At 64.8% G+C, this 23,441-nt stretch carries 22 protein-coding genes; 12 read left to right on the top strand and 10 right to left on the bottom strand.

The window, feature by feature from the left end; genetic code table 11:
- Nucleotides 1–220 precede the first annotated feature (220 nt).
- Nucleotides 221–781, top strand: a complete 561-nt coding sequence (locus tag KMZ29_RS21165; RefSeq protein WP_215621040.1) for a hypothetical protein — start codon at nucleotides 221–223, stop codon at nucleotides 779–781.
- Between the two features lie 85 nt (nucleotides 782–866).
- Here the strand turns inward: KMZ29_RS21165 and KMZ29_RS21160 are convergent, their stop codons facing one another.
- Nucleotides 867–1,757, bottom strand: coding sequence for a metallophosphoesterase family protein (locus tag KMZ29_RS21160; protein WP_215621039.1), 891 nt, complete (start codon nucleotides 1,755–1,757; stop codon nucleotides 867–869).
- A 149-nt stretch (nucleotides 1,758–1,906) separates the two neighbouring features.
- Between KMZ29_RS21160 and KMZ29_RS21155 the strand changes: the two genes are divergently transcribed.
- The 3 genes from KMZ29_RS21155 (at nucleotide 1,907) to KMZ29_RS21145 (ending at nucleotide 3,973) form a co-directional block, all read left to right on the top strand.
- Nucleotides 1,907–2,392, top strand: coding sequence for an NUDIX domain-containing protein (locus KMZ29_RS21155; RefSeq protein ID WP_215621038.1), 486 nt, complete (start codon nucleotides 1,907–1,909; stop codon nucleotides 2,390–2,392).
- 62 nt (nucleotides 2,393–2,454) lie between these two features.
- Complete coding sequence (locus KMZ29_RS21150; RefSeq protein ID WP_215621037.1) at nucleotides 2,455–3,390, top strand: glycosyltransferase family 2 protein; 936 nt, start codon at nucleotides 2,455–2,457, stop codon at nucleotides 3,388–3,390.
- Between the two features lie 70 nt (nucleotides 3,391–3,460).
- Entirely contained in the window at nucleotides 3,461–3,973 is a 513-nt protein-coding gene (locus tag KMZ29_RS21145) for a GNAT family N-acetyltransferase (RefSeq protein WP_215621036.1), read from the top strand.
- 166 nt (nucleotides 3,974–4,139) lie between these two features.
- On the opposite strand, the gene KMZ29_RS21140 is transcribed toward KMZ29_RS21145, so the two are convergent.
- The 6 genes from KMZ29_RS21140 to KMZ29_RS21115 all read right to left on the bottom strand — a co-directional run bounded on the left by KMZ29_RS21140 (nucleotide 4,140) and on the right by KMZ29_RS21115 (nucleotide 14,154).
- Nucleotides 4,140–6,524: a TonB-dependent receptor gene (locus tag KMZ29_RS21140; protein WP_215621035.1), complete on the bottom strand. Its 2,385-nt coding sequence runs from the start codon at nucleotides 6,522–6,524 to the stop codon at nucleotides 4,140–4,142.
- 132 nt (nucleotides 6,525–6,656) lie between these two features.
- Nucleotides 6,657–7,064, bottom strand: coding sequence for a DUF2946 family protein (locus KMZ29_RS21135; RefSeq protein WP_215621034.1), 408 nt, complete (start codon nucleotides 7,062–7,064; stop codon nucleotides 6,657–6,659).
- A gap of 266 nt (nucleotides 7,065–7,330) precedes the next feature.
- Nucleotides 7,331–9,394 carry a hypothetical protein gene (locus tag KMZ29_RS21130; protein ID WP_215621033.1) on the bottom strand — a complete coding sequence of 688 codons (2,064 nt, stop codon included), beginning with the start codon at nucleotides 9,392–9,394 and terminating at the stop codon, nucleotides 7,331–7,333.
- A gap of 10 nt (nucleotides 9,395–9,404) precedes the next feature.
- Nucleotides 9,405–12,206 carry a DUF4159 domain-containing protein gene (locus tag KMZ29_RS21125; protein WP_215624356.1) on the bottom strand — a complete coding sequence of 934 codons (2,802 nt, stop codon included), beginning with the start codon at nucleotides 12,204–12,206 and terminating at the stop codon, nucleotides 9,405–9,407.
- Entirely contained in the window at nucleotides 12,206–13,150 is a 945-nt protein-coding gene (locus tag KMZ29_RS21120) for a DUF58 domain-containing protein (protein ID WP_215621032.1), read from the bottom strand. Before KMZ29_RS21120 ends, KMZ29_RS21125 begins: the two co-directional genes overlap by 1 nt.
- The gene (locus KMZ29_RS21115; protein WP_215621031.1) at nucleotides 13,150–14,154 is read right to left on the bottom strand and encodes an AAA family ATPase; all 1,005 of its coding nucleotides are present in this window, start codon (nucleotides 14,152–14,154) and stop codon (nucleotides 13,150–13,152) included. Before KMZ29_RS21115 ends, KMZ29_RS21120 begins: the two co-directional genes overlap by 1 nt.
- A gap of 74 nt (nucleotides 14,155–14,228) precedes the next feature.
- Between KMZ29_RS21115 and KMZ29_RS21110 the strand changes: the two genes are divergently transcribed.
- From KMZ29_RS21110 to KMZ29_RS21080, 7 genes are all read left to right on the top strand, one after another.
- The gene (locus KMZ29_RS21110; protein WP_215621030.1) at nucleotides 14,229–14,366 is read left to right on the top strand and encodes a hypothetical protein; all 138 of its coding nucleotides are present in this window, start codon (nucleotides 14,229–14,231) and stop codon (nucleotides 14,364–14,366) included.
- 91 nt (nucleotides 14,367–14,457) lie between these two features.
- Nucleotides 14,458–15,069, top strand: a complete 612-nt coding sequence (locus tag KMZ29_RS21105; RefSeq protein ID WP_215621029.1) for a DUF1285 domain-containing protein — start codon at nucleotides 14,458–14,460, stop codon at nucleotides 15,067–15,069.
- 8 nt (nucleotides 15,070–15,077) lie between these two features.
- On the top strand, nucleotides 15,078–15,737 hold the full coding sequence (locus KMZ29_RS21100) for a CoA pyrophosphatase (RefSeq protein WP_369810147.1): 660 nt from the start codon (nucleotides 15,078–15,080) through the stop codon (nucleotides 15,735–15,737).
- On the top strand, nucleotides 15,734–15,997 hold the full coding sequence (locus KMZ29_RS21095; protein ID WP_215621027.1) for a DUF6111 family protein: 264 nt from the start codon (nucleotides 15,734–15,736) through the stop codon (nucleotides 15,995–15,997). Before KMZ29_RS21100 ends, KMZ29_RS21095 begins: the two co-directional genes overlap by 4 nt.
- Nucleotides 15,994–17,250 (top strand): CCA tRNA nucleotidyltransferase, encoded by a 1,257-nt coding sequence (locus KMZ29_RS21090; protein ID WP_215621026.1) that lies wholly within the window; start codon nucleotides 15,994–15,996, stop codon nucleotides 17,248–17,250. Before KMZ29_RS21095 ends, KMZ29_RS21090 begins: the two co-directional genes overlap by 4 nt.
- A 7-nt stretch (nucleotides 17,251–17,257) precedes the next feature.
- On the top strand, nucleotides 17,258–18,025 hold the full coding sequence (locus KMZ29_RS21085; protein WP_215621025.1) for a TSUP family transporter: 768 nt from the start codon (nucleotides 17,258–17,260) through the stop codon (nucleotides 18,023–18,025).
- A gap of 183 nt (nucleotides 18,026–18,208) precedes the next feature.
- Nucleotides 18,209–18,934, top strand: a complete 726-nt coding sequence (locus KMZ29_RS21080) for a hypothetical protein (RefSeq protein WP_215621024.1) — start codon at nucleotides 18,209–18,211, stop codon at nucleotides 18,932–18,934.
- Between the two features lie 631 nt (nucleotides 18,935–19,565).
- Here the strand turns inward: KMZ29_RS21080 and KMZ29_RS21075 are convergent.
- The 3 genes from KMZ29_RS21075 to KMZ29_RS21065 form a co-directional block, all read right to left on the bottom strand.
- Nucleotides 19,566–20,505 (bottom strand): IS630 family transposase gene (locus tag KMZ29_RS21075; RefSeq protein WP_369810016.1). Its coding sequence is split into 2 segments (ribosomal slippage): nucleotides 19,566–20,168 and nucleotides 20,170–20,505, totalling 939 coding nucleotides; the frame shifts between segments, so codons are not numbered across the junction.
- 293 nt (nucleotides 20,506–20,798) lie between these two features.
- Nucleotides 20,799–21,371 (bottom strand): type II toxin-antitoxin system VapC family toxin, encoded by a 573-nt coding sequence (locus KMZ29_RS21070; RefSeq protein WP_215621023.1) that lies wholly within the window; start codon nucleotides 21,369–21,371, stop codon nucleotides 20,799–20,801.
- Entirely contained in the window at nucleotides 21,361–21,657 is a 297-nt protein-coding gene (locus tag KMZ29_RS21065) for a hypothetical protein (RefSeq protein ID WP_215621022.1), read from the bottom strand. The genes KMZ29_RS21070 and KMZ29_RS21065 overlap by 11 nt, the downstream gene beginning before the upstream one ends.
- Before the next feature lie 168 nt (nucleotides 21,658–21,825).
- Here KMZ29_RS21065 and KMZ29_RS21060 point away from each other — a divergent pair, with 168 nt between their 5' ends.
- On the top strand, nucleotides 21,826–23,340 hold the full coding sequence (locus KMZ29_RS21060; RefSeq protein ID WP_215620168.1) for an IS1182 family transposase: 1,515 nt from the start codon (nucleotides 21,826–21,828) through the stop codon (nucleotides 23,338–23,340).
- Nucleotides 23,341–23,441: the final 101 nt, after the last annotated feature.

Genomic DNA, 23,441 nt, shown 5'->3' with positions numbered 1-23,441 from the left:
GAAGACGTCCAAGGACGATAGCGGCCCCATCCGGCTTTCCGGGTGGGGCCGTTCTGTCTTGAGACCTCGCCCCGCTTGCGCGCAGAGGGAGAAGGAGGCCCCGCGCCGTCGCCTGGGTCTCACCGAATGGATAACCCTTTGGGAACAAACAACCTTTGCGGAAAACGTGGTTGCTGATAGGTTAACGCCTGGGAACCTCAGGACAAAGGCGATCAAGCGGATGTCAGACGCGCAAAGTACCGGGAGTAATGCTGCCGTCAGCAATAACCGTCCACTTCGTCTGCGCGATGCCTTGCGGCAGGCGCGGATCGAGGCCGCCGACCGTACCGGGGTCGTGGTCGATCTCCGCGACGCCGAAGTGGCCCGGCTCGAAATTCTCAACGACGCGCTGGAGCCGCTGTTCGCGCAGGTCCCGGCGCAGGTCGACCTGTTCGACCGCGGCATCAGCCAGGGCGATACGCCGCGGCTGTGGATCGACGTGGTCGCCCATGTCGTGATGGGGCGCGACAAGCGCATCTACCGCTTCGTGCAGGATACGAGATTCGGCCGCATCGTGCTCGCCGAATCCCACGACGTCGCCGCCATTGTCGACGCCGTGACCGATTACATTGCCCGCCGCATGATCGAGCGCGAACACGCGCTGGTCGCGACGCCGGCGCCGGCGCCGGTAGTCGTCGAAAAGCCGCGCCGCATCGGCTTCTGGACCTTCGTGCTCGGCTTCCTCGCCGGCGCGATCGCGCTGTTTGGATTGGCGCTGTTTGCGGCCTTGCGCAATTTGTGAAACCGTCATTGCGAGCGAAAGCGAAGCAATCCATCTGTTTCGAGAAGTGGATTGCTTCGTCGCTGTCGCTCCTCGCAATGACGAGTTAGATCAGCCGGATCTGCCTGATCTCGCGGACCCGCTGATTTTCGTCGATGCCGCGCACGGTCTGCTCGCATCGCCATGCTCCACCGTCGCGCGCGATCGAAAACAGATTATAGGCGGCGGCCGGATAGCGGCCATGCGCCACCGCGGATGCCGACGGCACGCCGACGACGGGAATTTGCCCCTGTGGCCCGTCGATCCAGATCGTCGAATGCACGTGGTCATGCCCGTGCAGGATCAGCTCCACGCTGTGCCGCTTCAAGAGCGCGAGCAGATCAGCGGAATCGGTCAGCCGCTTGATATGGGAATCCGAGCGCAAGGGGTGATGGATCAGCAGCACCCGGAACGCCTGTTCGGCCGAGAGCCCCGCCAGCATGCGCTCCAGCGCCTCGAGCTGGTCGCGGCCGAGCCGTCCGGTCGCCATCAAGGGCGGCGTCGGGACCGCCGTGGACGTGCTGATCAGCGCCAGCGGACCACGCCGGCGCAGCGACGGAAACGTGACGCTGCCATCGGGGGCCCCGTCGCTGCGGAGATAACTTCCCCAGGCTTCGGCAAAGCGATGTTGGGTGGCGCGAACATAGGTGTCGTGATTGCCGGGGATGACGGTGACGCGATCCGGCGTGCCGACGCTTTCCAGCCAGGCGCGGGCCGGCGCAAACTCCGCTTCCAGCGCGATATTGACGAGATCGCCGGTCACCGCGATCTGGTCCGGCGACTGCGCCTGCAGGTCCGAGACCAGCGCGTCGAGCACGTCGCGCCGATGCACGTCTTGCCGGTTGCGCCGCCAGTTGAGATAGCCGAACACGCGTTTGCCCGCGAGATCGCGCAGCCGCGGCACGGGCATCGGCGGCAGATGCGGATCGGACAGATGGGCGAGCGTAAATGCCGCCATCGCCTAGCGTCCGCTTCCGTGGCCTGTGCGAGCGGGCCGCTGCGCGATCATCCCGTGGTATCCTGTGAAATCATGGAAAGTATTGGCAAGCCGGCCGCAGCGGCGCAAGGATCAAACGCGATATCCCGATATTCGAGAGTTCGGCGGCGATGACACTGCAGAAGTTGCGAAGGAGGTTCGAGCCGGCGCTGCGGCGGGTTTTCCATCTCTATTGGCGGTTCGCCCGCGGCATGACGCTCGGGGTCCGCGCCGTGGTGCTGGACGGCGACGACAGGGTGTTTCTGGTCCACCACAGCTACGTCTCGGGCTGGCATCTGCCGGGCGGAGGCGTCGAAACCGGCGAAACCGTCCGCGACGCGCTGCGCCGCGAGCTGGCGGAGGAGGGGCGGATCGAGCTGACCGGTGATCCGGCGCTGCACGGCCTGTTCTTCAACAACCACATTTCCCCGCGGGATCACGTTGCCGTCTACGTGGTCCGACATTTCAGGCAGGACCGCCTGCCCGAGCCCAACCACGAGATCGTCGCCAGCGGTTTCTTCGACGCCGCCGCATTGCCGGAGGAGACGACCCGGGGCACCCGCCTGCGGATAGCGGAAGTGCTTGAGGGAACGGAGCCGATCGCCACGTGGCGCTAGCGAGCGGCAACCGGTAGAAGCTTGAATGTCATGACTAACCTGATTCGGCTGATCGTCCAGCGATGATACCACCCACGATGCGGATTGCGGTTCTGGTGCCGTGCTTCAACGAGGAAGCCGCGGTCGCGACCGTCGTCGCCGATTTTCGCAAGGCGCTGCCGACGGCCAAGATCTTCGTCTACGACAATAATTCGTCGGATCGCACCATCGCGGTGGCGCGCGAGGCGGGCGCCGAGGTGCGCAGCGAGCGCCGTCAGGGCAAGGGCCACGTGGTGCGGCGGATGTTCGCCGATGTCGACGCCGACATCTACGTGCTGGTCGATGGCGACGCGACCTATGATGCCGCCAGCGCCCCGCGCATGATCGAACTGCTGCTGTCGGACCATCTCGACATGGTGGTGGGCTTTCGCGTCGATCAGGCGGTGGCGGCCTATCGGCCCGGCCATCGCACCGGCAACTGGATGCTGACCAGCTTCCTGTCGTCGGTATTCGGTCAGGCCTTCAAGGATATTCTCTCCGGCTATCGCGTGTTCTCGCGGCGCTTCGTCAAATCCTTTCCGGTGCTGTCGGACGGCTTCGAGATCGAGACCGAGCTCAGCGTGCACGCGCTCGAGCTGGCGCTGCCGGTCGCCGAGGTTGAGACGCCCTATTACGCCCGTCCGGAGGGCTCGTTCAGCAAGCTCAACACCTGGCGCGACGGTTTCCGGATTCTCGGCACGATCCTGAAGCTGTATCGCTCGGAAAAGCCGCTGCGGTTCTTTTCCGCGATCGGCGTTTTTCTGACGCTGGTTTCGATCGGCCTCGCGATCCCCGTCGTCGTCACCTATCTCGAGCAAGGCATCGTTCCGCGCCTGCCGACCGCGGTGCTGTCGATGGGGCTGATGATTGTGGCGATGCTGTCGCTGTCGTCGGGACTGGTGCTCGATACCGTGACGCGGGGACGCCGCGAGATGAAGCTCCTGGCCTATTTGTCTCAAGCTCCCCTGAAAAAGAACTGAAACGGCCAACAATTTAACGCGGGCGGGACGATGGACCGGGCGTCCGCCAGATGCTATCCCGCGCCTCAACATGAGCGACCTCTCACTGACAATATTGGCCGAGACTGCCAGCGACGCGCTGCCGATCGAGCGCCTGCACCAGCGCACGTTCGGGCCCGGCCGCTTCGTGTTGAGCGCCTACCGGCTGCGCGAGCACGTCGATCACCTGCTCGACCTGTCGTTCACGGCCCGGATCGGCACGCTACTGGTCGGCTCGGTGCGGCAATTGCCGATCTGCATCGGCGACACGCCGGCTTTGCTGCTGGGGCCGTTGACGGTCGAACCGCCGTTTCGCAGCCGCGGCGTCGGCCGCGCGCTATTGGATCGCGCGCTGAAGGACGCCAAGGCCAAGGGCCATCGCCTCGTGCTCCTGGTCGGCGACGAAGCCTATTACAGCCGCGTCGGCTTCAAGCCGGTTCCGAAGGGACGGGCGACCATGCCGGGTCCGGTGGATTACAACCGCCTGCTGGTCGCCGAACTGGTTGAAGGCGCGTTCACCGATGTGTCCGGAGCGGTCCGTCCGGACTGGAGCATGGCGAAGTAGCACCGACGGCACGCCTTCACCTCTCCCCGCTTGCGACGCAAGCGGGGAGCGGGTGTCATGCTCGTTAGAGCGTTTTCAAGCGAAATGGATACCGGTTCGCGTGAAGAAAACGCGTCAAAACAAAAAGATAGAGCCCCGTTCCGATTCAATCGGAACGGAAAAGGCTCTAGAACTTCAAATTCGCAAACGCCCGCACGCCGATGCCCGGTAACAGCACCTCGTCCTTGGTGTAGGAGACCGAGTTGCGGATATTCTCGTTCAACAGATTGTTGCCGACGAGACCGACCGTCATCTCGCGCGCGCCGAACCAGCTCGCATCGAGTTTGGTCTTGTAGCTGACCTCCGCCTTCAACAGATTATAGCCCGCGGTCGGCGTCTCGCCGATCGCGGCGATATCGTTCTGCGCGAAGGCGTGCAGCAGGTTGACGCGCATCAGCCAGTTGGCGTCGCGCCAGAACACGCCGCCGCCGACGCGCAGCGGCGGAATGCGGGGAACGTTGCTGCCGTCGGCGAAGGTGGCGCGAACGACATCGAACTGGTTCTCAATGCCCCAGATGCCGCCATGCAGCGGTCCGACGTCGAGCTGGCTCTGGAATTCGCCGCCGCGGAAGGTGGCGTCGCGCTGTGAGTATCTCGCCTGGTTCAGCTCGAGCTGGTTCGGATCGGCGATATCCACGCAAGCCGCCTCGTCGCAGGTATTGCCGGTCAGTCGGCGGTATATGAAGCCGTTGAACTTCGTGTAGTAGCCGGTGAGTTCGAATCGCAACGGTCCAGTCGCCCGCCGCAGCCCGACCTCGATCGATTTTGCCGTTTCGATGCCGAGATTGGGATTGCCGATATCGAAAGTGGCGGTCGCATCATGTGCGCCGCGCGAGAACAGCTCGGCCGGTTTGGGCGCGCGTTCGACGTATTGACCGGTGATGCTGGCAACCAGGTCCCACGGCAGATTCTGGATCAAGCCTACGCTCGCGCTTTTCGGCGTGAAATGCAGATTGCGCGGCGTGGCAGGACCAATACTGGCAGGGTCGACGTTGACGTCGAATACGTCGGGCACGAATGCCGGCGTTGTTCCAGAGAGATCGACGCGCTCGATGCGCCCGGCAATCTGTGCCTTGGTGGTCTCGCTGAATTTCAGCTCGTTGAAGACGTAGCCGGCGACCCGGTTGTTCTTGTTGGGATCGTACAATCCGTTGAACGGGCTGCCCGGGTCGTCCGGACTTGAGGCGGTCAGATCCTGATGTCCGGCCTGCAAGCCGAATGCCGTCGTGACTGTCGCAAAGCGGGCGTCGAACGGCATCATCTGCAGTTCGGCGCGGCCTTCCTGATCCTTGCTGGTGAAGGTCTGCCGGATGCCGAGCGTTACCGGATCGAGCGGGTCGGCAAGCCCGATCTCGTTGTGCTTGTAGTCGGTGGCGCCGGCCCAGAACCTGACGGCCTCGATCGCCGCCGCATCCGGCCGGTATTCGCCCTTGGCTGAAAACTTGGTCTGACGCGCGTCGATGCGGGTCTGGTGGTCCGCACCGTCGATGCCGGGGATGCGATACAGCGCGTCGTTCTGCGTGATCGCGGCGCCGATGAAGCCGCCGTGGAAGATATAGGAGCCGCCGATCGACGCGCCGTCGGCCTGCGTCGACGAATTGGGCTGACGGCCGTTGACCGGCCGGGTCTGGTCGAACAGATACGGATAGCCCGGGATGTTGTAGTCGCCGGCCTTGCGGCCATAGGCGTCGGCATGAACAGCGAAATTGCCGCCGCCGGCATCGAGCAGAATGCCGCCTTCGACGCCACGATCGACCGAACTGACGGCGGTTCGCGTCTCGACCGTCACGCAGCCCGGCGACGACACAGTCGCCAGTGGCGCCTTGACCGGCAGGCCATAGCTCTGGAAAGGGGCCGCCGCGCAGGAGGGCAGCGCTTCCGGAATCCGGTTGTTCGCCGCGCTGACCACGCCGCCGATCGAGGTCGAGCCGTAACGCAACGCCGCGGGGCCGCGCACCACTTCGACCTGGCTGGTCGCCAGGGGATCGATCGGCACGAAATGATCTTCGCCGAGGTCGGAGACGCCGCCGCCGCCGACACCGTTTTCGACGATGCCGACGCGATTGTTGTCGAGACCCCTGATGATCGGCCGGCTTGAAGCGCCGGGCGCGAAGCTCGAGCCGGTAATGCCGGGCTTGGAGAACAGGAGATCGCCGAGCGTGGCGCCGCCCGCCCTGCGGATTTCCTCGTTCGGCACCACGGTGACCGTTGCGAATTGATCGGTGACGACAGGCAGCACGCCCTGCTGGGGTGCGGCTGCGACAGCAGCCGGCTGTGGCGCCGGCTCGCGATCAGGGGCGGGAACCGCGCGTGCGCCGCGTACGGGCGTTCGCGAGGCGACCACCGGCTTGCGCCGCTGAATCGGGCTCGGCGCGGTCACGGTGATTTCCGGCAGCTGCGTGGACGGTGGCGCCGGAGTCGCGTCCTGAGCTGTCGCGCCGTTACCCATCGCGCATAATAGCAGCCAGCTTGCTCCATTGATGTAGAGTGCTCGTCTTCTTTGGATTGTCATTTGTCCCGATCCTGACAGGCTGCGACCGGAATTCGGAGGCAGCCTTACCGTCGATGGGCGACGGACCGATTTCGATTTGTCCCGGGGCGCCGCGCATGACGCGGCGATCCTCGGGACGGCATCAAGCAATCGTCAGGAGGCGGGGGGAGCGCGAGGCTGGAAGGCAAGCCGGGCGGAGTTCAGATGGATGAACTCGGCGTCGGTGGTCAGGTGGAGAAAATCGACCGCTTGCGGCAGCAGCAGGATCGGCGGCGTCGCAAACAGGGCCGTGCGCGCCAGCGCGATGACGGCGCAGACCGCGCAGGCATCGCCGGATTGTCGGTCGGGCTCCGGATGGGATGCAGGCTGTGCAGTGCTGTCGGCTGCATCTGGTGCGACGAGGGCGGAAGTAATGTCGGACTGCGTCGCGACCGACTGAATTGTCGGCGCCGTCTGCGCCGCGGCCTCATGGAAATGCCCGAACGGCAGCACGAACTGCAGCGCCAGCGCCAGCAGCGCCAGCCGCGAGCCGTGTTTGATGTTCGAGCGGAACCACTTCATGCCGACAGACGCCTTGCATCGGGGGGACCAAGACATCTCGGTCCGCCCCAATGTTATAATATAACATCAGGGGTGACGGCGGGGTGTCAACCGTAGGCAATCGGCGGATGGAGCGAATTCGCCAAGCCTGTGTGATTCACGCAACGCCTGCGAGTGGCCAAAGCGTTTTCGAGCGAAGTGGATACCGGCTCGCGTAAAGAAAACGCGTCAAGACAAAAAACTGGAGCCTCGGTTCTGATTTAATCAGAACCGAAAAGGCTCTGTGCTCAGCGTCCCTCGCGCAGCCAGGTAGCGGCGAACGCGCCGAGCAGCAGCAACAGGCCGATCAGGCCGGCGAAGACAGGCAGCACGCCGACGCCCTTGACGACGCTGGCGTCGCGCATCTTCACGCCCATCCAGCCGTCGCCGCGGAAGATGCCGGATGCGCGCACCGGCACGATGCGCGGCAGGTCGATGCTGGCGCCGTCGACCACGCGCCGCGCGTCGCCGCCGGTGGCCTGCGCCAGCGGCTTCAGCATGTCGGTGGTGGACGTGACTTCCGAAAACTCCTTGGGGTTGGTCGGACCGACATTGATCAGCGCTTTCAGCGTGCCGTCGGTGGCCTGCCAGAGGCCGAGCTCGTTGGCGGGGATGGTCGAGCGCCAGGTGCCGGGTTCGCCGACACTCAGCGTCAACTCGCGCGTTGCGCCTGAGGGCGAAGTCACGGTCACCGGCGTCACGCTGTCGGCCATGGTCTGGCGCAGCACCACCAGATCCTTGCCGCTGATTTGAAGCCGCAACGCTTCTTCGTCGAGGTCAGGCTGCTTCATCAGCCAGTGCGAGGTTCGCCGCAGCAGATCGAGGTGCGGCCCGCCGCCCTCATAGCCGCGCGCCCACAGCCAGATATGGTCCGACAACAGCAGCGCGACGCGGCCTTCGCCGAACCGCGACAGCAGCAAGAGCGGCTTGCCGTCGGCACCGGTCATGACGGGCGGGCTGATGGCGTTGCGGGTCTCGACGGTGCGGAAGAACCGGCTCCAGCGCGGCGGCTCGGCGCCCGAGCCCTCCAGCCCGCGCGTCACCGGATGGCGTTTGCCGGCGTCGCTCAAATGCGCGTAATACGGTTTCTCGGTGACGCCGACCGGTTCGGCCGGGAGCACCGAATCCAGCGGCGTGCGCCAGATGCTCGTGGTCGAGGCGTAGTCCGGGCCCGCCGACACCAGCACCGCGCCGCCGGCGCGCACATAGCGCGCGATATTGTCGAAATAGGCGATCGGCAGCACGCCCTGGCGGGCGTAGCGGTCGAAGATGATCAGCTGGAATTCGTTGATCTTCTGCTGGAACAGTTCGCGGGTCGGAAACGCGATCAGGCTGAGTTCGTTGATCGGTGTGCCGTCCTGCTTCTCCGGCGGGCGCAGAATCGTGAAATGCACGAGATCGACGCTGGCGTCGGACTTCAACAGGTTGCGCCAGGTGCGCTCGCCGGAATGCGGCTCGCCGGAGACCAGGAGCACCCGCAATTTGTCGCGCACGCCGTCGATTGCCACCACGGCGCGGTTGTTGACCAGCGTCAGTTCGTTGGCGAGCGGGGAAGCCTCGATCTCGACGATGTTGGGGCCGGCATGCTTGATGTCGATCTCGACATTAACGGTCTGGCCGCTCAGCACGGTGCGTTCGTTGATGACTTCGCCGTCGCGGCGCACCACGACCCTGGCGCGGTCGCCGCTGACGCCCTGATCGTCCAGCCGGTAGGTGATGGTCTGGGCCTGTCCGACGATGCCGAAGCGCGGCGCGGCCGAGATCGCGATGCGCCGGTCGCGTTCGTCCTTGCGCCCGGTGATCAGCCCATGCACGGGAGCCTGGAATCCGACCGCCGCGGCATTGGCGGGGATGTCGTGCACCCGTCCGTCGGTGATCAGGAAGGCGCCGGCGACGCGATCGACCGGAACGTCCGACAGCGCCGAGGCCAGCGCGCCGAACAGCCGCGTGCCGTCGGTTTCGCCGTCGGCCTGGCCGGCTTCGACGACGCGCACCTCGAGTCCCCGGATCTTCTTCAGGCTGTCGACCAGCGCCTCGCGCGCCTTTTCGGTTTCGCGGGTGCGCTCGCCGAAATTCTGGCTCGGGCTCTTGTCGATCACGACGGCGGCGACCGACGACAGCGGCTCGCGGTCCTCGCGGGTGAATGACGGGTTGGCCAGCGCCAGCAAGACCAGCGCCAGCGCGGTCACGCGCACCGCCGCCCCCCGGGCGCGGCCGAGCAACAGCAGCACCGCGATCACGGCGATGGCGGCCAGCGCGAACCACAGCACGTAACTGGGAACGAGGGGCGTGAATGCGATGCTGTATTGCATGCTCTCGCCCCTACTGCCCGAGCCGTTCGATCAGCGCCGGCGCATGCACCTGGTCGGCCTTGTAGTTGCCGGTCAGCGTGTACATCACGATGTTGACGCCGGCGCGGAAGGCGAATTCGCGCTGCCGCGGTTCGCCCGGCGTCAGCGGCAGCATCGGCTGGCCGTCCGGGCGCAGGGCCCATGCGCCGGCCAGATCGTTCGAGGTGATGATGATCGGCGAGACGCCGTCGCCGCCGCGGGCCGGCCTCGAGGCGGCCTCGTCGTCCTCGTCGCGCGGCAAGGTCTCGACCCAGGTCTGCCCCGAGCTGAACCGGCCGGGAAAGTCGCGCAGCAGATAGAAGGTCTTGGTCAGCACGTGCTCGCGCGGCACCGGCTCGAGCTCGGGAACGTCGAGCGAGGAGAGGATGCTGCGCAGCGCCAGCATTCCCGGCGTCTGCGACGCGCCGTTGGGCCCCGGCGGCGCCTCGATGGCGTCGCGGGTGTCGAATATCACGGTGCCGCCCTGCTTCATGTAGGCGTCGATGCGGTTGATGGCATCCTGCGGCGGCTTTGGCGCGCCGGGCATCACCGGCCAGTAGATCAACGGGAAGAACGCCAGTTCGTCGCGCGCCGGATCCACCCCGACGGGGTCCCCGGCCTCGAGCGCCGTGCGCTGCGCCAGAAACAGCGTCAGCCCGGCCATGCCCGCTTTGACGATGGAATCCACGTCGGCATTGCCGGTGACGACATACGCCAGCCGGGTTTGCGAAACCGCCTTGATGGCGAAATCGTCGTTATTGTCGGCTTGCGCCGGCCACGGCGTCGCCACCATCGTCGACAGGGCGAAGGCGAAGGCCAGTGCGGCCGTCACTGCGCGCCGCCGCAGCAGCGCAGCGATGCCGGCGCCGAGCAATGCGACGATCACGGCATCGATCAGGAACAACGCCAGCGCGGACGCCAGCAGAATTCCCCTGAGATCGCGCGGCTCGGCATTGGTGTAGCTGGCGTGCCGCGCGCGCAGCGAGGAGGTATCGAGCGGCGCGATGCGGTCGGCCGCGGCCAGCGCGTTCACCGCCAGCGGACCATCGGCCGGACCATAGAAGCCTGGCGGATGTTCCGGCGTGGCGCGGTCGCGGAAGTCGGCGGGCAGCGGCTTCGCCGTCGACGGCGGCGGCCCGAACGCGCCGAAGCCGTCGAGCGTGCGCAGCGGCGCCACCGTTTCCACCTTGGCTTCGCCCGCGCCGGGCGTAGAGGTGTAGCCGGACACATCGACGATCCGCCGCAGCATTTCGACGAAGCTGCCGGACATCGGCAGGTCGGACCAGCGCATGTCGGCGCTGACATGAAACAGGCTGACGACGCCCTTGCCGCGATGTTCGCCGGTCACCAGCGGCGTGCCGTCCTCCAGCGAGGCCCAGCTCCTGGTCGCCAGCGCCGCATCCGGTTCGGCCAGCACCTGGCGGCTGACGGTGACGTCCTTCGGCACCACGAGGCCCGCGAACGGTCCGTCGGCCGGAAACGACGCCAGATGCTGCGGCTTTTCCCAGGTGAGGCTGCCGCCGAGGCTGCGTCCGCCGCGGCGCAGTTTGACCGGCACCAGATCGTCGTCGGCCTGCGCCAGACGAGGCCCGGCGAAACGCACCAGCACGCCGCCCTGTTCGACCCACGCGTTGAGGCGCTCGCGAATTTCAGGCGACAGCGTGCCGACATCCGCCATCACGATCATCGGCAGCTTCTGGTCGAGGAACTGCGTGATCGCCTGTTGCGGCGCGCCGCGATCGCCCAGCCGCACGTCGGCGAACGGCGCCAGCGCGCGGGTGAGATAGAACATCGAGGCGAGCAGCGGCTGCGCGGTATCGCTGGTCGATCCGGTGACGACGCCGATGGCGCGGCGGCGCCAACGCTTGTCGAGCAGTTGCACCGCGCCGGCCGACCGCTCGCCCGATATTTCGAGCCGCGCGATGTCGTTGCGCAACTCGACCGGCAGATCGAACGACGCTTCGGTCTCGCGATCCTGCGGCGCGAAGCCGAAACGCGCCTCGCCGATCGGCGAACCCTTCTGGTCGATCGCGCGCACGACGCCCGCGGCAATGCCGCCGCCGCCGGCGCGCAGCACCTTCACCGTCATCTTCGCCGCGGCATTCTCGGCCGCGACCAAGGCGAGCGGGGGTGAGGTGCCGCTGTCGTAAATGGTCAGCGCACGGTCCCCGATCGCCTTGCCGAGGCCTTCGAGAAATTCCGGTCCGCGTCCGGTATCGACACCGTCGGACAGCCAGGCGATTTCGCTGTCGCCGGTGGCTTTCAGGAAACGCTCGATGGCGGGCAGGGTTTCCACCCGCTCGATCGAATAGGGTTTGGGCGCCAGCTGGCGCAACGCCACCCGCGCCGTGCCGCCCGGCATCAATGTGATGTCGCGGGCAGGCTCCGACAGCGGCACCAGTGCGACGCCGCGCCGGTCGTTGTCGGCATTCGCGATCAGTTCGTCGGCGGCCTTGACCCTGCTGTCCCAGCTCGAAGCCGCGCTCCAGCCGTCGTCGAGCAGGATTACCAGCGGCGCGCTGGAGCCGGCGGTCCCGGTTTGCGGATTCCAGATCGGCCCTGCGGCGGCCAGGATAACCAGCGCCGCGGCGGCGAGCCGCAAGGCGGTCAGCCACCATGGGGTGCGCGAGGGGGTTTCTTCCTTCGGTGCGATGTCGAACAGCAGCCGTGTCGGCGGAAACTCGATGCGCCGCGGCCTCGGCGGCATCACCCGCAACAGCCACCACAGCGCGGGCAGGCTCAGCAGGCCCAGCAGCAGGAACGGTTCGGCGAACGAGAGGGGGAGCCCGGCGATCATGCCCGCCGCCCCACTTTGACGGTGGAGCCGCGCGCGCTGCCCTTGCTCACCATCATGCCGGAATGCAGGAACAGCAGCAGTTCGGCGGCCGAGCGGCTGGTGGTATGGGTCGAGAACAACCAGTCGAGCTTGTTGGTCTCGGCGCGAATCTCGTCGCGATGCAGCGCCACCCGGGCCACGTAATCGCTGGCCCATCGTTCGGCGCGGCCCGCGGTGATGACGCCGCCGCCTTCCGGCTCGACGAATTCGATGCGGCCGGAATAGGGGAAACTTTCTTCAGCCGGGTCGACGATCTGCACCAGCGTGCCATGCGCGCCGGATGCCGACAGTCCGGCAAGGATGGTTCTGATCTCGGACATCGGCGACCAGAAATCCGACAGCACCACGATTTCGGCCAGCGCCGAGGGCACGAACGACGGCGGCAGGCTGGGCCGCGCGGTATCGTCATGCAGCATCGCCTGCGCCATCTTGTCGATCACGCTGCGGCTCGCGGTCGGATTCATCAGGCCGGGAATGCCGACGCGTTCGCCGCCCGCGACCAATAGCTCGGCGAGCGCGAAGCTCACGATCAGCCCGCGTTCCAGCTTGCTGTCGCGCGCCTGTCTGGAGGCGAAGGCCATCGACGGCGAACGGTCCGGCCACAGCCACACCGTATGTGCGGCCTCCCATTCCTGTTCGCGGACATAGAGATGGTCGTCGCGCGCCGAGCGCCGCCAGTCGACGTTCTGCGACGGCTCGCCGGAAACGAAGCGGCGGTATTGCCAGAAACTCTCGCCGGCGCCGGCGCGCCGCCGTCCATGCAGGCCGTGGATCACATTGGCGGCGATGCGGCGGGCTTCAAGCACGAGGCGCGGCAGCGATGCGGCGAGCGTTCGGCTTTCGCCATCGGCACGTCGGATTGCTGTGATCTCTCCACCTCGGTGCTCGATTTCCGTGGCCATCAACCGATCCGGGTCTTCAGTTGCCTGATCACGTCGGGAATGGTGCGACCTTCGGCGCGGGCGGAGAAGGTCAGCGCCATGCGGTGCTTGAGAACGGGTTCCGCCAGATCGAGCACGTCGTCGATCGAGGGCGCCAGGCGTCCGTCGAGCAATGCACGGGCGCGGACCGCGAGCATCAGCGACTGGCTGGCGCGCGGACCCGGTCCCCAGGCGATCAGCTTGCCGGCCTCGCCGCCTTCGTCTCCCGGACGCGCGGAGCGCACCAGCGACAGGATCGCTTCGACGACGGAATCGCCGACCGGCAGCCGCCGCACCAGCCGTTGCGCGGCGATGAGGATCTCGGCGTTCATGGCGGCCTTGGCCAGCGTCTCCTCGGCGCCGGTGGTTTCGAACAGGATGCGCCGCTCGGCGTCGCGATCGGGGTAGTCGACGTCGATCTCCATCAGGAAGCGATCGAGCTGCGCTTCCGGCAGCGGATAGGTGCCTTCCTGTTCCAGCGGGTTTTGCGTCGCCAGCACGTGGAACGGTTTCGGCAGATCATGGCGCGCGCCCGCAACCGTGATGTGCTGTTCCTGCATGGCCTGCAGCAGCGCCGACTGGGTGCGCGGGCTGGCGCGGTTGATTTCGTCGGCCATCAACAATTGCGCGAATACCGGACCTGCGATGAAGCGGAACGAGCGCTTGCCGGAACTGCTCTCGTCCAGCACCTCGGCGCCGAGAATATCCGACGGCATCAGGTCCGGCGTGAACTGGATGCGCTTGGCGTCGAGCCCGAGCGTGATCCCCAGGGTTTCGACCAGCTTGGTCTTGGCGAGGCCGGGCACGCCGATCAGCAGCGCGTGCCCGCCGGACAGGATCGTCACCAGGGTGTTTTCGACCACCCGGTCCTGGCCGAAGATAACGGTGGAAATCGCATCCTTCGCTGCCCGGATCTGACCGGCGACCTGTTCGGCCGAACGCACGATCACGTCCTCGAGTTTTTCGACACCGTCTGCGCCAGCCATCTGGTTCTCCCTGGACCCAAGCCCTTACGTGGAAAGCAGCCCTTACGTGGAAAGCGTCGCGTGGAAAGCCGTGCATGAAACGCCGCCGCTTGCGCGATCATGCCGCCAACCCCATGCTAAACTTATGCGAAGGCCATGTATTCGTTGAATTAAACTATCCCCACTTTATCGGCATTTCGGGGTATGAACGGCATCACGATGTGGCGACCTGATCCGGGAATCGACGGGCGGAACTCGTCCGGGACGAACACCACCGGACTTGCACCAATCGTGCCAAATCGAGCGTCAGAGTCAGGGCAAACAATGGCGAAGCAAGGGCAGACCACCCGTCAGGACCTCGAAGGACTGACCGCGGCGGCTACGCAGGCTGCGAATACCAGCCCTGCCGGAAAGGGACTGCCCCCGGTGCATCTTTGGAATCCGCCGTTCTGCGGCGATCTCGACATGCGAATCGCCGGCGATGGTACGTGGTTCTACATGGGGACGCCGATCGGGCGGCCGGCGCTGGTCCGGCTGTTTTCAACCATCCTCAAGCGCGAGGACGGCAAGCACTTTCTCGTGACTCCGGTCGAGAAGGTCGGCATCCGCGTCGACGATGCGCCGTTTCTCGCGGTCGAGATGACCAGGGAAACCGACGGCCGGGGCCGGCTGTTGCGCTTCCGGACCAATGTCGACGACTGGGTGGCTTGCGATTCCACCCACCGCTTGCGATTCGAGGCTGCCGCCGACGGCGGGCTGACGCCTTATCTGCATGTCCGCGCCGATCTGTGGGCCAAGGTGACGCGGGCGCTGTACTACGATCTGGTTGACATGGGCGAGGAGCGGGTGGTCGATGGTCGTCCGATGTTCGGAATCGAATCCGGCGGCGAATTCTTTGCGATGGCGGATGCGGACGAGGTGAGGGGCGCGCTTTGAACGAGCCGATGCTGAAGAGCGATCCTGCCGCGATCAACTCGGCGGAGTTTTTCGATCGCAGCCGCGCGCGGCTGGGCTTCGACGTGCCGCCGGGCCTGGTCGATCCCAACATCATCCCGAAGAGCGGCGATCAGGGCACCGATCGCATGCTGGAGATCATCGCGCGCGAACAGCCGGTGCGGCCGGCCGCGGTATTGATCCCGGTGGTGGACCATCCGCAGCCGACGGTGCTGCTGACGCAGCGCGCGGCGCATCTCAACGATCACGCCGGCCAGATCGCGTTCCCCGGCGGCAAGATCGACGCGACCGACGCTTCGCCGCTCGACGCTGCCTTGCGCGAGGCCGAGGAGGAGGTCGGCCTGAGCCGCAAATTCGTCGAGCCGATCGGCTATCTTGACCTCTACGCGACCGGATTCGGGTTTCGCATCCTGCCGATGGTGGCGCGGGTGAAGCCGGGCTTCAGGCTGAGCATCAACAAGTCGGAAGTGGACGATGCCTTCGAGGTGCCGCTGGCGTTCCTGATGGACCCGGCCAACCACCAGGTGCACAGCAAGGAATTCCGCGGCATGGAGCGTTCCTATTACGCGATGCCGTTCGCCGAGCGCTACATCTGGGGCGCCACCGCGGGAATCCTGCGGGTGCTGTACGAGCGGATCTGCCTCACATGATCCGTCCGGTTCTCACGGAGATCGGCATTTTCCTGATCCCGTTCGCGGTCTATGCGGCGTTCCTGATTGCGACACGTTCCGGACTGCTGGTGCAGGCGTCATGGCCGATGCATGTCATCGCCAAGCTTATGATCGGCTCGCTGCTGCTGGTGGTGGTCAGTTTCGTGCTGCTGGCGCATTTTTCCGGCGCGCCGCCGAATTCGACCTACATCCCGGCGCATATCGAAAACGGCAAACTGGTTCCCGGAGTCGAGAAATGAGCGAGGCGCGGGTGCCCGACAACGCGCCCTGGCTCAGATCCGGTCCGGCGGCCCGCGTGCTTGCGTTGCTCAACGGCAGCGGCGAGGAGGCGCGCGTGGTCGGTGGCGCGGTCCGCAATGCGCTGCTGAAGATCCCGGTCGCCGATATCGATATCGCGACCACCGCCTTGCCCACCGAGGTGATCCGCCGCGCCAAGGCGGCCGGCATCAAGTGCGTGCCGACCGGCATCGACCACGGCACGGTGACGCTGGTGGTCGATGCGCATCCGTTCGAGATCACCACCTTGCGCGAGGACACCGAAACCTTCGGGCGCAAGGCGACGGTCGCGTTCGGCCGCGACTGGGTCCGCGACGCGGAACGGCGCGACTTCACCATCAACGGCCTGTCGGTCGATGCTGCGGGTGTCGTGCATGACCATGTCGGCGGCCTGAGCGATATCGCGGCCGGACGGGTGCGCTTCATCGGCGATCCCGCGGCGCGCATCGCCGAGGACTATCTGCGCATCCTCAGGTTCTTCCGCATTCACGCCGCCTATGGCTCGGGCGAACCCGACCGCGCCGGATACCTCGCCTGCATCGGCGCACGCGCCGGCCTTGCGACCCTTTCCGCCGAACGCGTGCGCATGGAAATGCTCAAGCTGATGGTCGCCGGCGGCGCGGCCGGCGCGGTCGAGGCGATGGCGGATGGCGGGCTGCTGCAGCCGATTTTCGGCGGCGTCGCCTATACCGGACCGTTCGCCGCGATGATCGCGGTGGAGCGCCTGCTCGGACTGGCGCCGGACCCGATTCGCCGGCTCGGCGCGCTCGCGGTCGCCGTCACCGAGGACGCTAAGCGCGTCGCGCTGCGCATGCGTCTCTCCAACGCCGAAACCAGGGCGCTCGATTCCATGGGCCACCGCTGGTGGCGGCTCGCCGGCATGGACGAGGCCACCGCGCGGCGACGGCTCTACCGGCTCGGCGAGGAGCGTTACCGGGACCGGCTGATGCTGGCATGGGCGCGGGCGGGAGGGCGCGTCGATACGGCGCATTGGCGGGAACTTGCGACCCTGCCGAAACGCTGGAGCGCCCCGAAATTCCCGTTGAAGGCGGCCGATTTCATCGCGCGCGGCATAACCGAGGGCCCGCTGCTCGGGCAGGTGCTGGCGCTGGCCGAAGACGCCTGGCTGGCGGCGGACTTCCCGCTGGATGAGGCCGTTGTGAACGGCATTGCCGATCGGGCCGTGGCCCGCTTCGCCCGCGACAACAGGCTGTGAGCCTTCTTTGAGCATCCCTGCCGGCTTCGCCGATATCTCGCTGGCCCAGCTCCTGCTGGTGGCCGGCGTCGCGTTGCTGGCCTCGGTGGTCGGCGGCCTTGCGGGTTATGGCACCGGCGCGCTGATGCCGCTGGTTCTGGTGCCGCTGATCGGCGCCGAGCCCGTGGTGCCGATCATCGCGATCTCGGCGATCCTCACCAATCTCGGCCGCTTTGCCGCCTATCTCAGACATGTCGACGGCCGCCGCGCGCTGATCGTGATCTCGGCGGCCGCGTTCACCACCGCGCTCGGCGCCTGGGGCTACACGCTTCTCACCAATGCCGGTGCGGCGCTGGTGATCGGGGCGATGCTGATATCGAGCGTGCCGCTGCGCCGCCTGGCGCGGCGCCGCGACGTCAGGATCGGCGACACCGGGCTCGCCGCAGGCTCGGTGGGTTACGGCGTCGTGGTCGGCGGCACCTCGGGCTCCGGCGTGATCCTGCTGTCGCTGCTGATGGCGGCCGGTCTCGACGGCGCGGCCGTGATCGCCACCGACGCGGTGATCTCGGTCGCGACCAGCATCATCAAGATTTCCGTGTTCGGGCTGGCCGGCGTCATCACCGCGCAGGTGCTGGCCCTTGCCCTGCTGATCGGGGCAATCGCGATCCCCGGAGCGTTTCTGGCGCGGGCCTTCGTCGAGCGCATGCCGGTGCATATCCACACCGCGATCCTCGACGTTGCGGTGATCGCGGGCGGGCTGGTGATGATTTCGACGGCGGTGTCGCAGATCTTGTAGACTGGTTACGTGCGGCAAAGGGCCAAGGAATATAATCTTAGCCATCCACTTGCCAGCGACCGGCCGGCGGCCTTCGGCGCAATTGCAAATGGGTAAGTGTGACTGACTTAATAAGTCAGTCACACCTTGCGAACAAAGGGGGACAAAAAACGCTGTAGTTCCCGTAACTGCTCCGGGAACTATATGGCCGACCACGCCCAATATATCGACTCGATTAAAGTCCTGAATGAGCGGCTTTTGGCTCAATTGGACGAAGAAAAGTCCAAGATCGATAAGCGCAAGGCCAATGCCCAGCGCGAGATTGCTCAATGCGCGCTCGATGAAGACGGCATTGAAGAAAAGCGGAAGGCAATTCTTCAAGCCCAAACGATGCAACTGGCCTATTTGGACAGCCTTCCTCCCGATGCCGTGCGCAATGTCCCGCCGCCACCTCCGGGACCTCCGCCGGTTTTGTTGCCATCTGTGCCCCCGCCGCCACCGTCAACCGCCGTCCCGCAGACATCGACCAATCAGCCGGAGGTCCTCCGCGCGGTGCGTGTCGCCGCGCCGCCGGTTTCGACGGGGCAACCCGGCGCGCATGCGGTTGGACAGCGGCGCGCGCGAGTAGGGCCGCAGCGGTATTTTATTCTTATATCGCTTCGCGCCGCAGGTGCTTTGACGCTAGCCGACGTCACAAAGCGAACTAGGCTTCCAGAGCGTCGCGTTAGGGATCAGTTGCGATCCGATATCCATGATGGCGTTGTTGATGAGGTTTTGGTCGGCGTGGTTCACAAGTACCGCCTTTCAAAGGCCGGCGATCAACTTTTGAGCCGTTTCGAGGAATATAGAAAATCTAGCGGCAAAGGATTGCCGACGATGGAGGATGTTCGATCGGAGAACACACCCGCGTCGGCGGACATTTTCAGTTGAATTGGAGGTTGCGAATGACGGTCTTAACCAGATGCTTTCCGGGAAGTAGTCCGCCCCAGGAAAGTTGATAAAAAAACGGGGCTAGATGATTGGGTCATCTGCCCCGCCTTTGGACCACAAGACAACCGGTGCCCGGGTGGACAGCGGATCGTATGTGCCCTCGCAAACTTTAGATTCGCACTGCGCTCTAGTTTGTCAACCGGGAACTTCCATTAACTAAAATGGAGATTCCTCATGCGCAAAAAGCATTGGGTACGCTCGTACACTCGGATCCGCTACAAGCGGCTTCAGCATGTACGGGCACACGTTCGGCCTAAGTAATTAGGCCTTACGTTTGGCTGCTCCCTCCTTGCGTTTGCGGGCGGGGGCGGCCTTCAAATCCTTCCCCTTCTCGACAACGGCGCGGGGCTGGGTGCCCTGCGCCTTGCAAGTCCAAGATCACCACAGTTGTCCGCAGCCTGTCGGCGAAGACGCCTCTCATCGTGCTTGAGAGCTGGAACGGCTGGGCGCTGGTCGCATCCCAAGGCAAGCCGCTCGGCTACGTCGCCACGAGAGACCTCGCGCCGGTCCAGTGACGACCGGTATGGCACTTTCCGGACGTGACGCGATGTCGGACTAAAGCGTGATGGCATTAGGTTCGATAGCCTGAATTTTTGAGGTAGTTGGCGCATTCTTGGGGTGTGAAGGCGTTGAGCAACTGACCGATTACGGCGCAAACCGCATCGACGGTTCGCGCGGCGGCCTTTCGGAGCAGATGTTTGAGCTTGGCAAAGACCTGTTCGATCGGGTTCAGGTCGGGTGAGTATTTGGGCAGAAAGAACAGCTTGGCACCGGCAGAACGGATGAGCTGACGCACGCTCTTGCTTTTGTGGCTGCCGAGATTGTCCATGACGACGATGTCGCCGGGCCGCAGGGTCGGCAGGAGAGCCTTTTCGACATAGGTCCGAAAGCTCTCGCCATCGATCGGTCCCTCGATGAACCATGGCGCATCGATCCGGTCATGGCGCAGGGCCGCCAGGAAGGTCATGGTCTTCCAGCGCCCGTGGGGAACCTTGGCGGGCAGTCTGCGCCCGCGCAGTGCCCATCCCCGCAAGGGAGCCATATCGGTCCGGGTCCAGGTCTCGTCGATGAAGACCAGCCGCTCAGCTTCGACGCGACCTTGATACTTTGTCCACTGGGACCGCCGCCGCGCCACGTCGGGACGATCGCGCTCGCCAGCCACCACGCTTTTTTTTGAAGCTGAGCTTCTCGGCATGCACGAAGTCCCACACCGAGTGGTAGTCGACCTTCAGGCCGCGTCCGGCGAGTTCGGCAACGAGCCCGCGTATGGTGAAATCGCTGTCCCTGAGCCGCTGCGACAGCCAGACCGCGTGATCTCCCGAAATTGCTTTCGGCTTGTGGCCACCCATCTGGCCAGGCTCAACGCTGCCGGTCTCCTCGACCCGCTGCATCCAGCCGATGGCCGTGCTGATCGCGACCCCAAACCGCTTGGCGGCCTGATTGCGGGACATCCCTCCCTCAATTGCCGTCACGACACGCTTGCGCAAATCCAGAGAGTAAGGCTTGCCCATACATGCTGGCCTCCTAACCCAGCCTGCATGGTGAATCAGAAACACGCTGATTTGGGAATCCCAAATCGATTCAACCTAACCCCATCCCGCTTTAGAGTCCGGAATCCGCACCAAAGCGGATGTCCGCCAATGCCTTTACCACCCCGCAAGAAGGTGGGGAGAGGTGAAGTGAATTCCCGCGCGCCTTAATGGGAGGTGGCTTGTGCAGCTGACTGCCGTGGCAGCTTCCAATCCTTCGCTACCCGAGTTCTTGCGGCACCGCGGGAATTCTCTGAGCGGCTGCGGGCATTGGCTCACGCCTGCCGATACAGAATGATCGGAACTCCCGGAACAAGTTGGTTCAGGAAGTCGAAGTCGCCGACATTCCCTGTCAATACGCTGGCACCGATATCCCGCGCCTGAAGATAGATGAGCGCATCGTTGAGGTATTTCCGCTCATGACCCGCACCCTTCGGCGCACCGCTGAGACGAAAGAGCTCGCCCGCAAGCATTCCCGCTTCGCCCCACATCGCCGTATCCGGAGCTTGCAGGCGATGCCGCGGAATGTCTTCAATCACATCCCGTATTGTTTGCAGAACCGCACTCGTCGAGGGGTGAGCCGGATCGAGCCGCCCGAACACATGCGTTAGTTCGGCAAGGCAGACGGCCGAGTGGTGGCAGACGCGATAGGTCAGCAATTCATCGACGGCCTCCGGCGTGCGCCCCTGCAAGACGTCGAGATAAACGCATGTATCGAGAATCAGCGGGCTGCCGATGAGCGGCTCGCCGGATGCCCAGGCAAGCTCGGAATCTGCTCGTCGCGTCAACCGCTCCAAACGCTTGTGCGGCTTCAGCCTCCGCAACGTTCCCTGGAGATCAAACGGCAAGATCGATATCTGCCGGGACGCTTCCCTTGCGCCGGACAAGACGCGCGCCGAAATCGTCTTCAAGCGCCAAACGCGACAACGCAAGCTCCAGAAGTTCGGTATCGGAAGATACGTGGGCCCGCTTCTTTGCCGCTTCGATCAGGCCTGCCGGCACGCGGCCGGACAAGCGCGTGTTCTTGGCCTCACCGAGCAACCCGACGGCGCGCGCCTGCTCGAGCACGAGCCGGTTGCGCTTGAGTGCAATGCGCTCCTCGGCCTCTGTCGATGTGCGGGTCCGCACTGCCATGACAATCTCCGTTGTTGAACAACACATAACATTTGTTCAACGTCGTTGCAAGGCCGGAAACAAGACCGGCAACAAGGGCTTGTCTGACGCTAAATCAATGCCGCTGATTTGCCCGACGAGGCTGAGCAAGAACTCGGCATTTTGAGGAGTTGATGTACGATTCGGTTCATGACGAATCGCACATTCAAGACCGGCGCGAGCCGGGATCAGACCAGCCTGCTTCCTCCACGGATTGAGGATTATGTCGGGCCGAACAACCCGGTGCGGGCGATCGAGAGCTTTGTGTGTGCCCTCGACCTTGCAAAGCTCGGTTTCCTCCATGCGGCGCGCGGGGCGGACGAGATGGGGCAGCCACCGTACGATCCGGCCGATCTGTTGAAGCTGTATCTGTACGGCTACATCAACCAAGTCAGATCATCGCGCCGGCTGGAACGGGAAGCAGGTCGCAATCTGGAGCTGATCTGGCTGTTGAAGAACCTGAGGCCGGGCTATCGGACGATCGCCAACTTCCGCAAGGAGAACTGGGCAGCGCTGAAGGCCGCGAACCGCAGTTTCGTGCTGCTGCTTCGCGAACTCGATCTGATCGGAGGGAGCCTTGTTGCGCTCGACGGCGCCTTGTTCCACGGCAACGCCAGCAAGGGAAGCATCTTCACGCAAAGGAGGCTGACCAAACAGATCGCCGCCTTGGACAAGGAGATCGAGGCCTATGGCAAGGCTCTCGAAGCCAATGATGCGGAAGAGGCCAAGCAGCGAAGCGACGGTTCGCGGGGCGACGGCAAGGGTGGTAGTGGCGACGTCGGCGAGAAGGTGAAGGAGCTGATGGCCCGGCGCGAACGCGCGCAAGCCGACCTCAAGGACTTGGAGACAAGCAACAAGGGGCAACTCTCGAAGACCGATCCCGACGCGAGGCTTCTGAGCAAGGGCGATCAGACCATTGCGGGCTACAACGTGCAGAGCGTTGTCGACGACAAGCACATGCTCATTGTTACCAGCGAGGTCGTCAATCGCAGCGATGCAGGCCACCTTCATGAGATGGCAAACGCGGCAAAAGAGGTTCTCGATGTGGAGACCCTGCGGGTGGCGGCCGATACCGGCTATTACAATAGCGAGGACCTGAAGGCCTGCGAGGATGACGGCATCAAAGCCTATGTGCCGATGCATGAGGGCAATGGCAAGCTCGAGGAGGGTCGCTTTAGCCGCAAGGATTTCCGCTACGATGCGAGCGCCGACGTCTACCGTTGCCCGACCGGAGAACTGCTGCGTCCAACGGAAGGGCGCTGGAAGAATGCGAGCGGCCGCGTCGAGATCCGCTACCTGGGGCGCAAGGCGGCCTGCGCAGCCTGTCCTCTGAGAGCGCAGTGTCTCGCCCCGAAGGCACCTTACCGGAGCATCGCTCGCTGGGAACACGAGGATGTTCTCGAACGTCACCGCGCGAGGATGGAAAGTGAGGAGGCCAAAAAATTGATGCGCCGCCGTTCCGCCATCGTCGAGCATCCCTTTGGAACGCTCAAATGCCGCGCCGGGTATCAGCACTTTCTCGTGCGCGGCTTCGACAAGGTCCGTGGCGAATGGAGCCTGATGGCCCTCTGCTACAATTTCACTCGCGTGCTCAACATTCTCGGCTTCGACCGCTTCGTCGCGTACCTTGAAAAGGCGCCATTGCCCGCGAAAACCTTCCTATAAGCACTCTGCGCGCCCTTCAGCTTGCTTTGCGGCCCTTCCGGACTAGAATCCTGCTGTGGCTCGCAGTCAGTCCTTTCCGCGCCACCCCAGCCTCATAATCA

The sequence above is a fragment of the Bradyrhizobium sediminis genome, from assembly GCF_018736085.1.
In the GTDB taxonomy this organism is placed as follows: domain Bacteria; phylum Pseudomonadota; class Alphaproteobacteria; order Rhizobiales; family Xanthobacteraceae; genus Bradyrhizobium; species Bradyrhizobium sediminis.
Note: the sequence above shows the minus strand (reverse complement) of the source record. Positions and strands in the feature narration are given on the sequence as shown.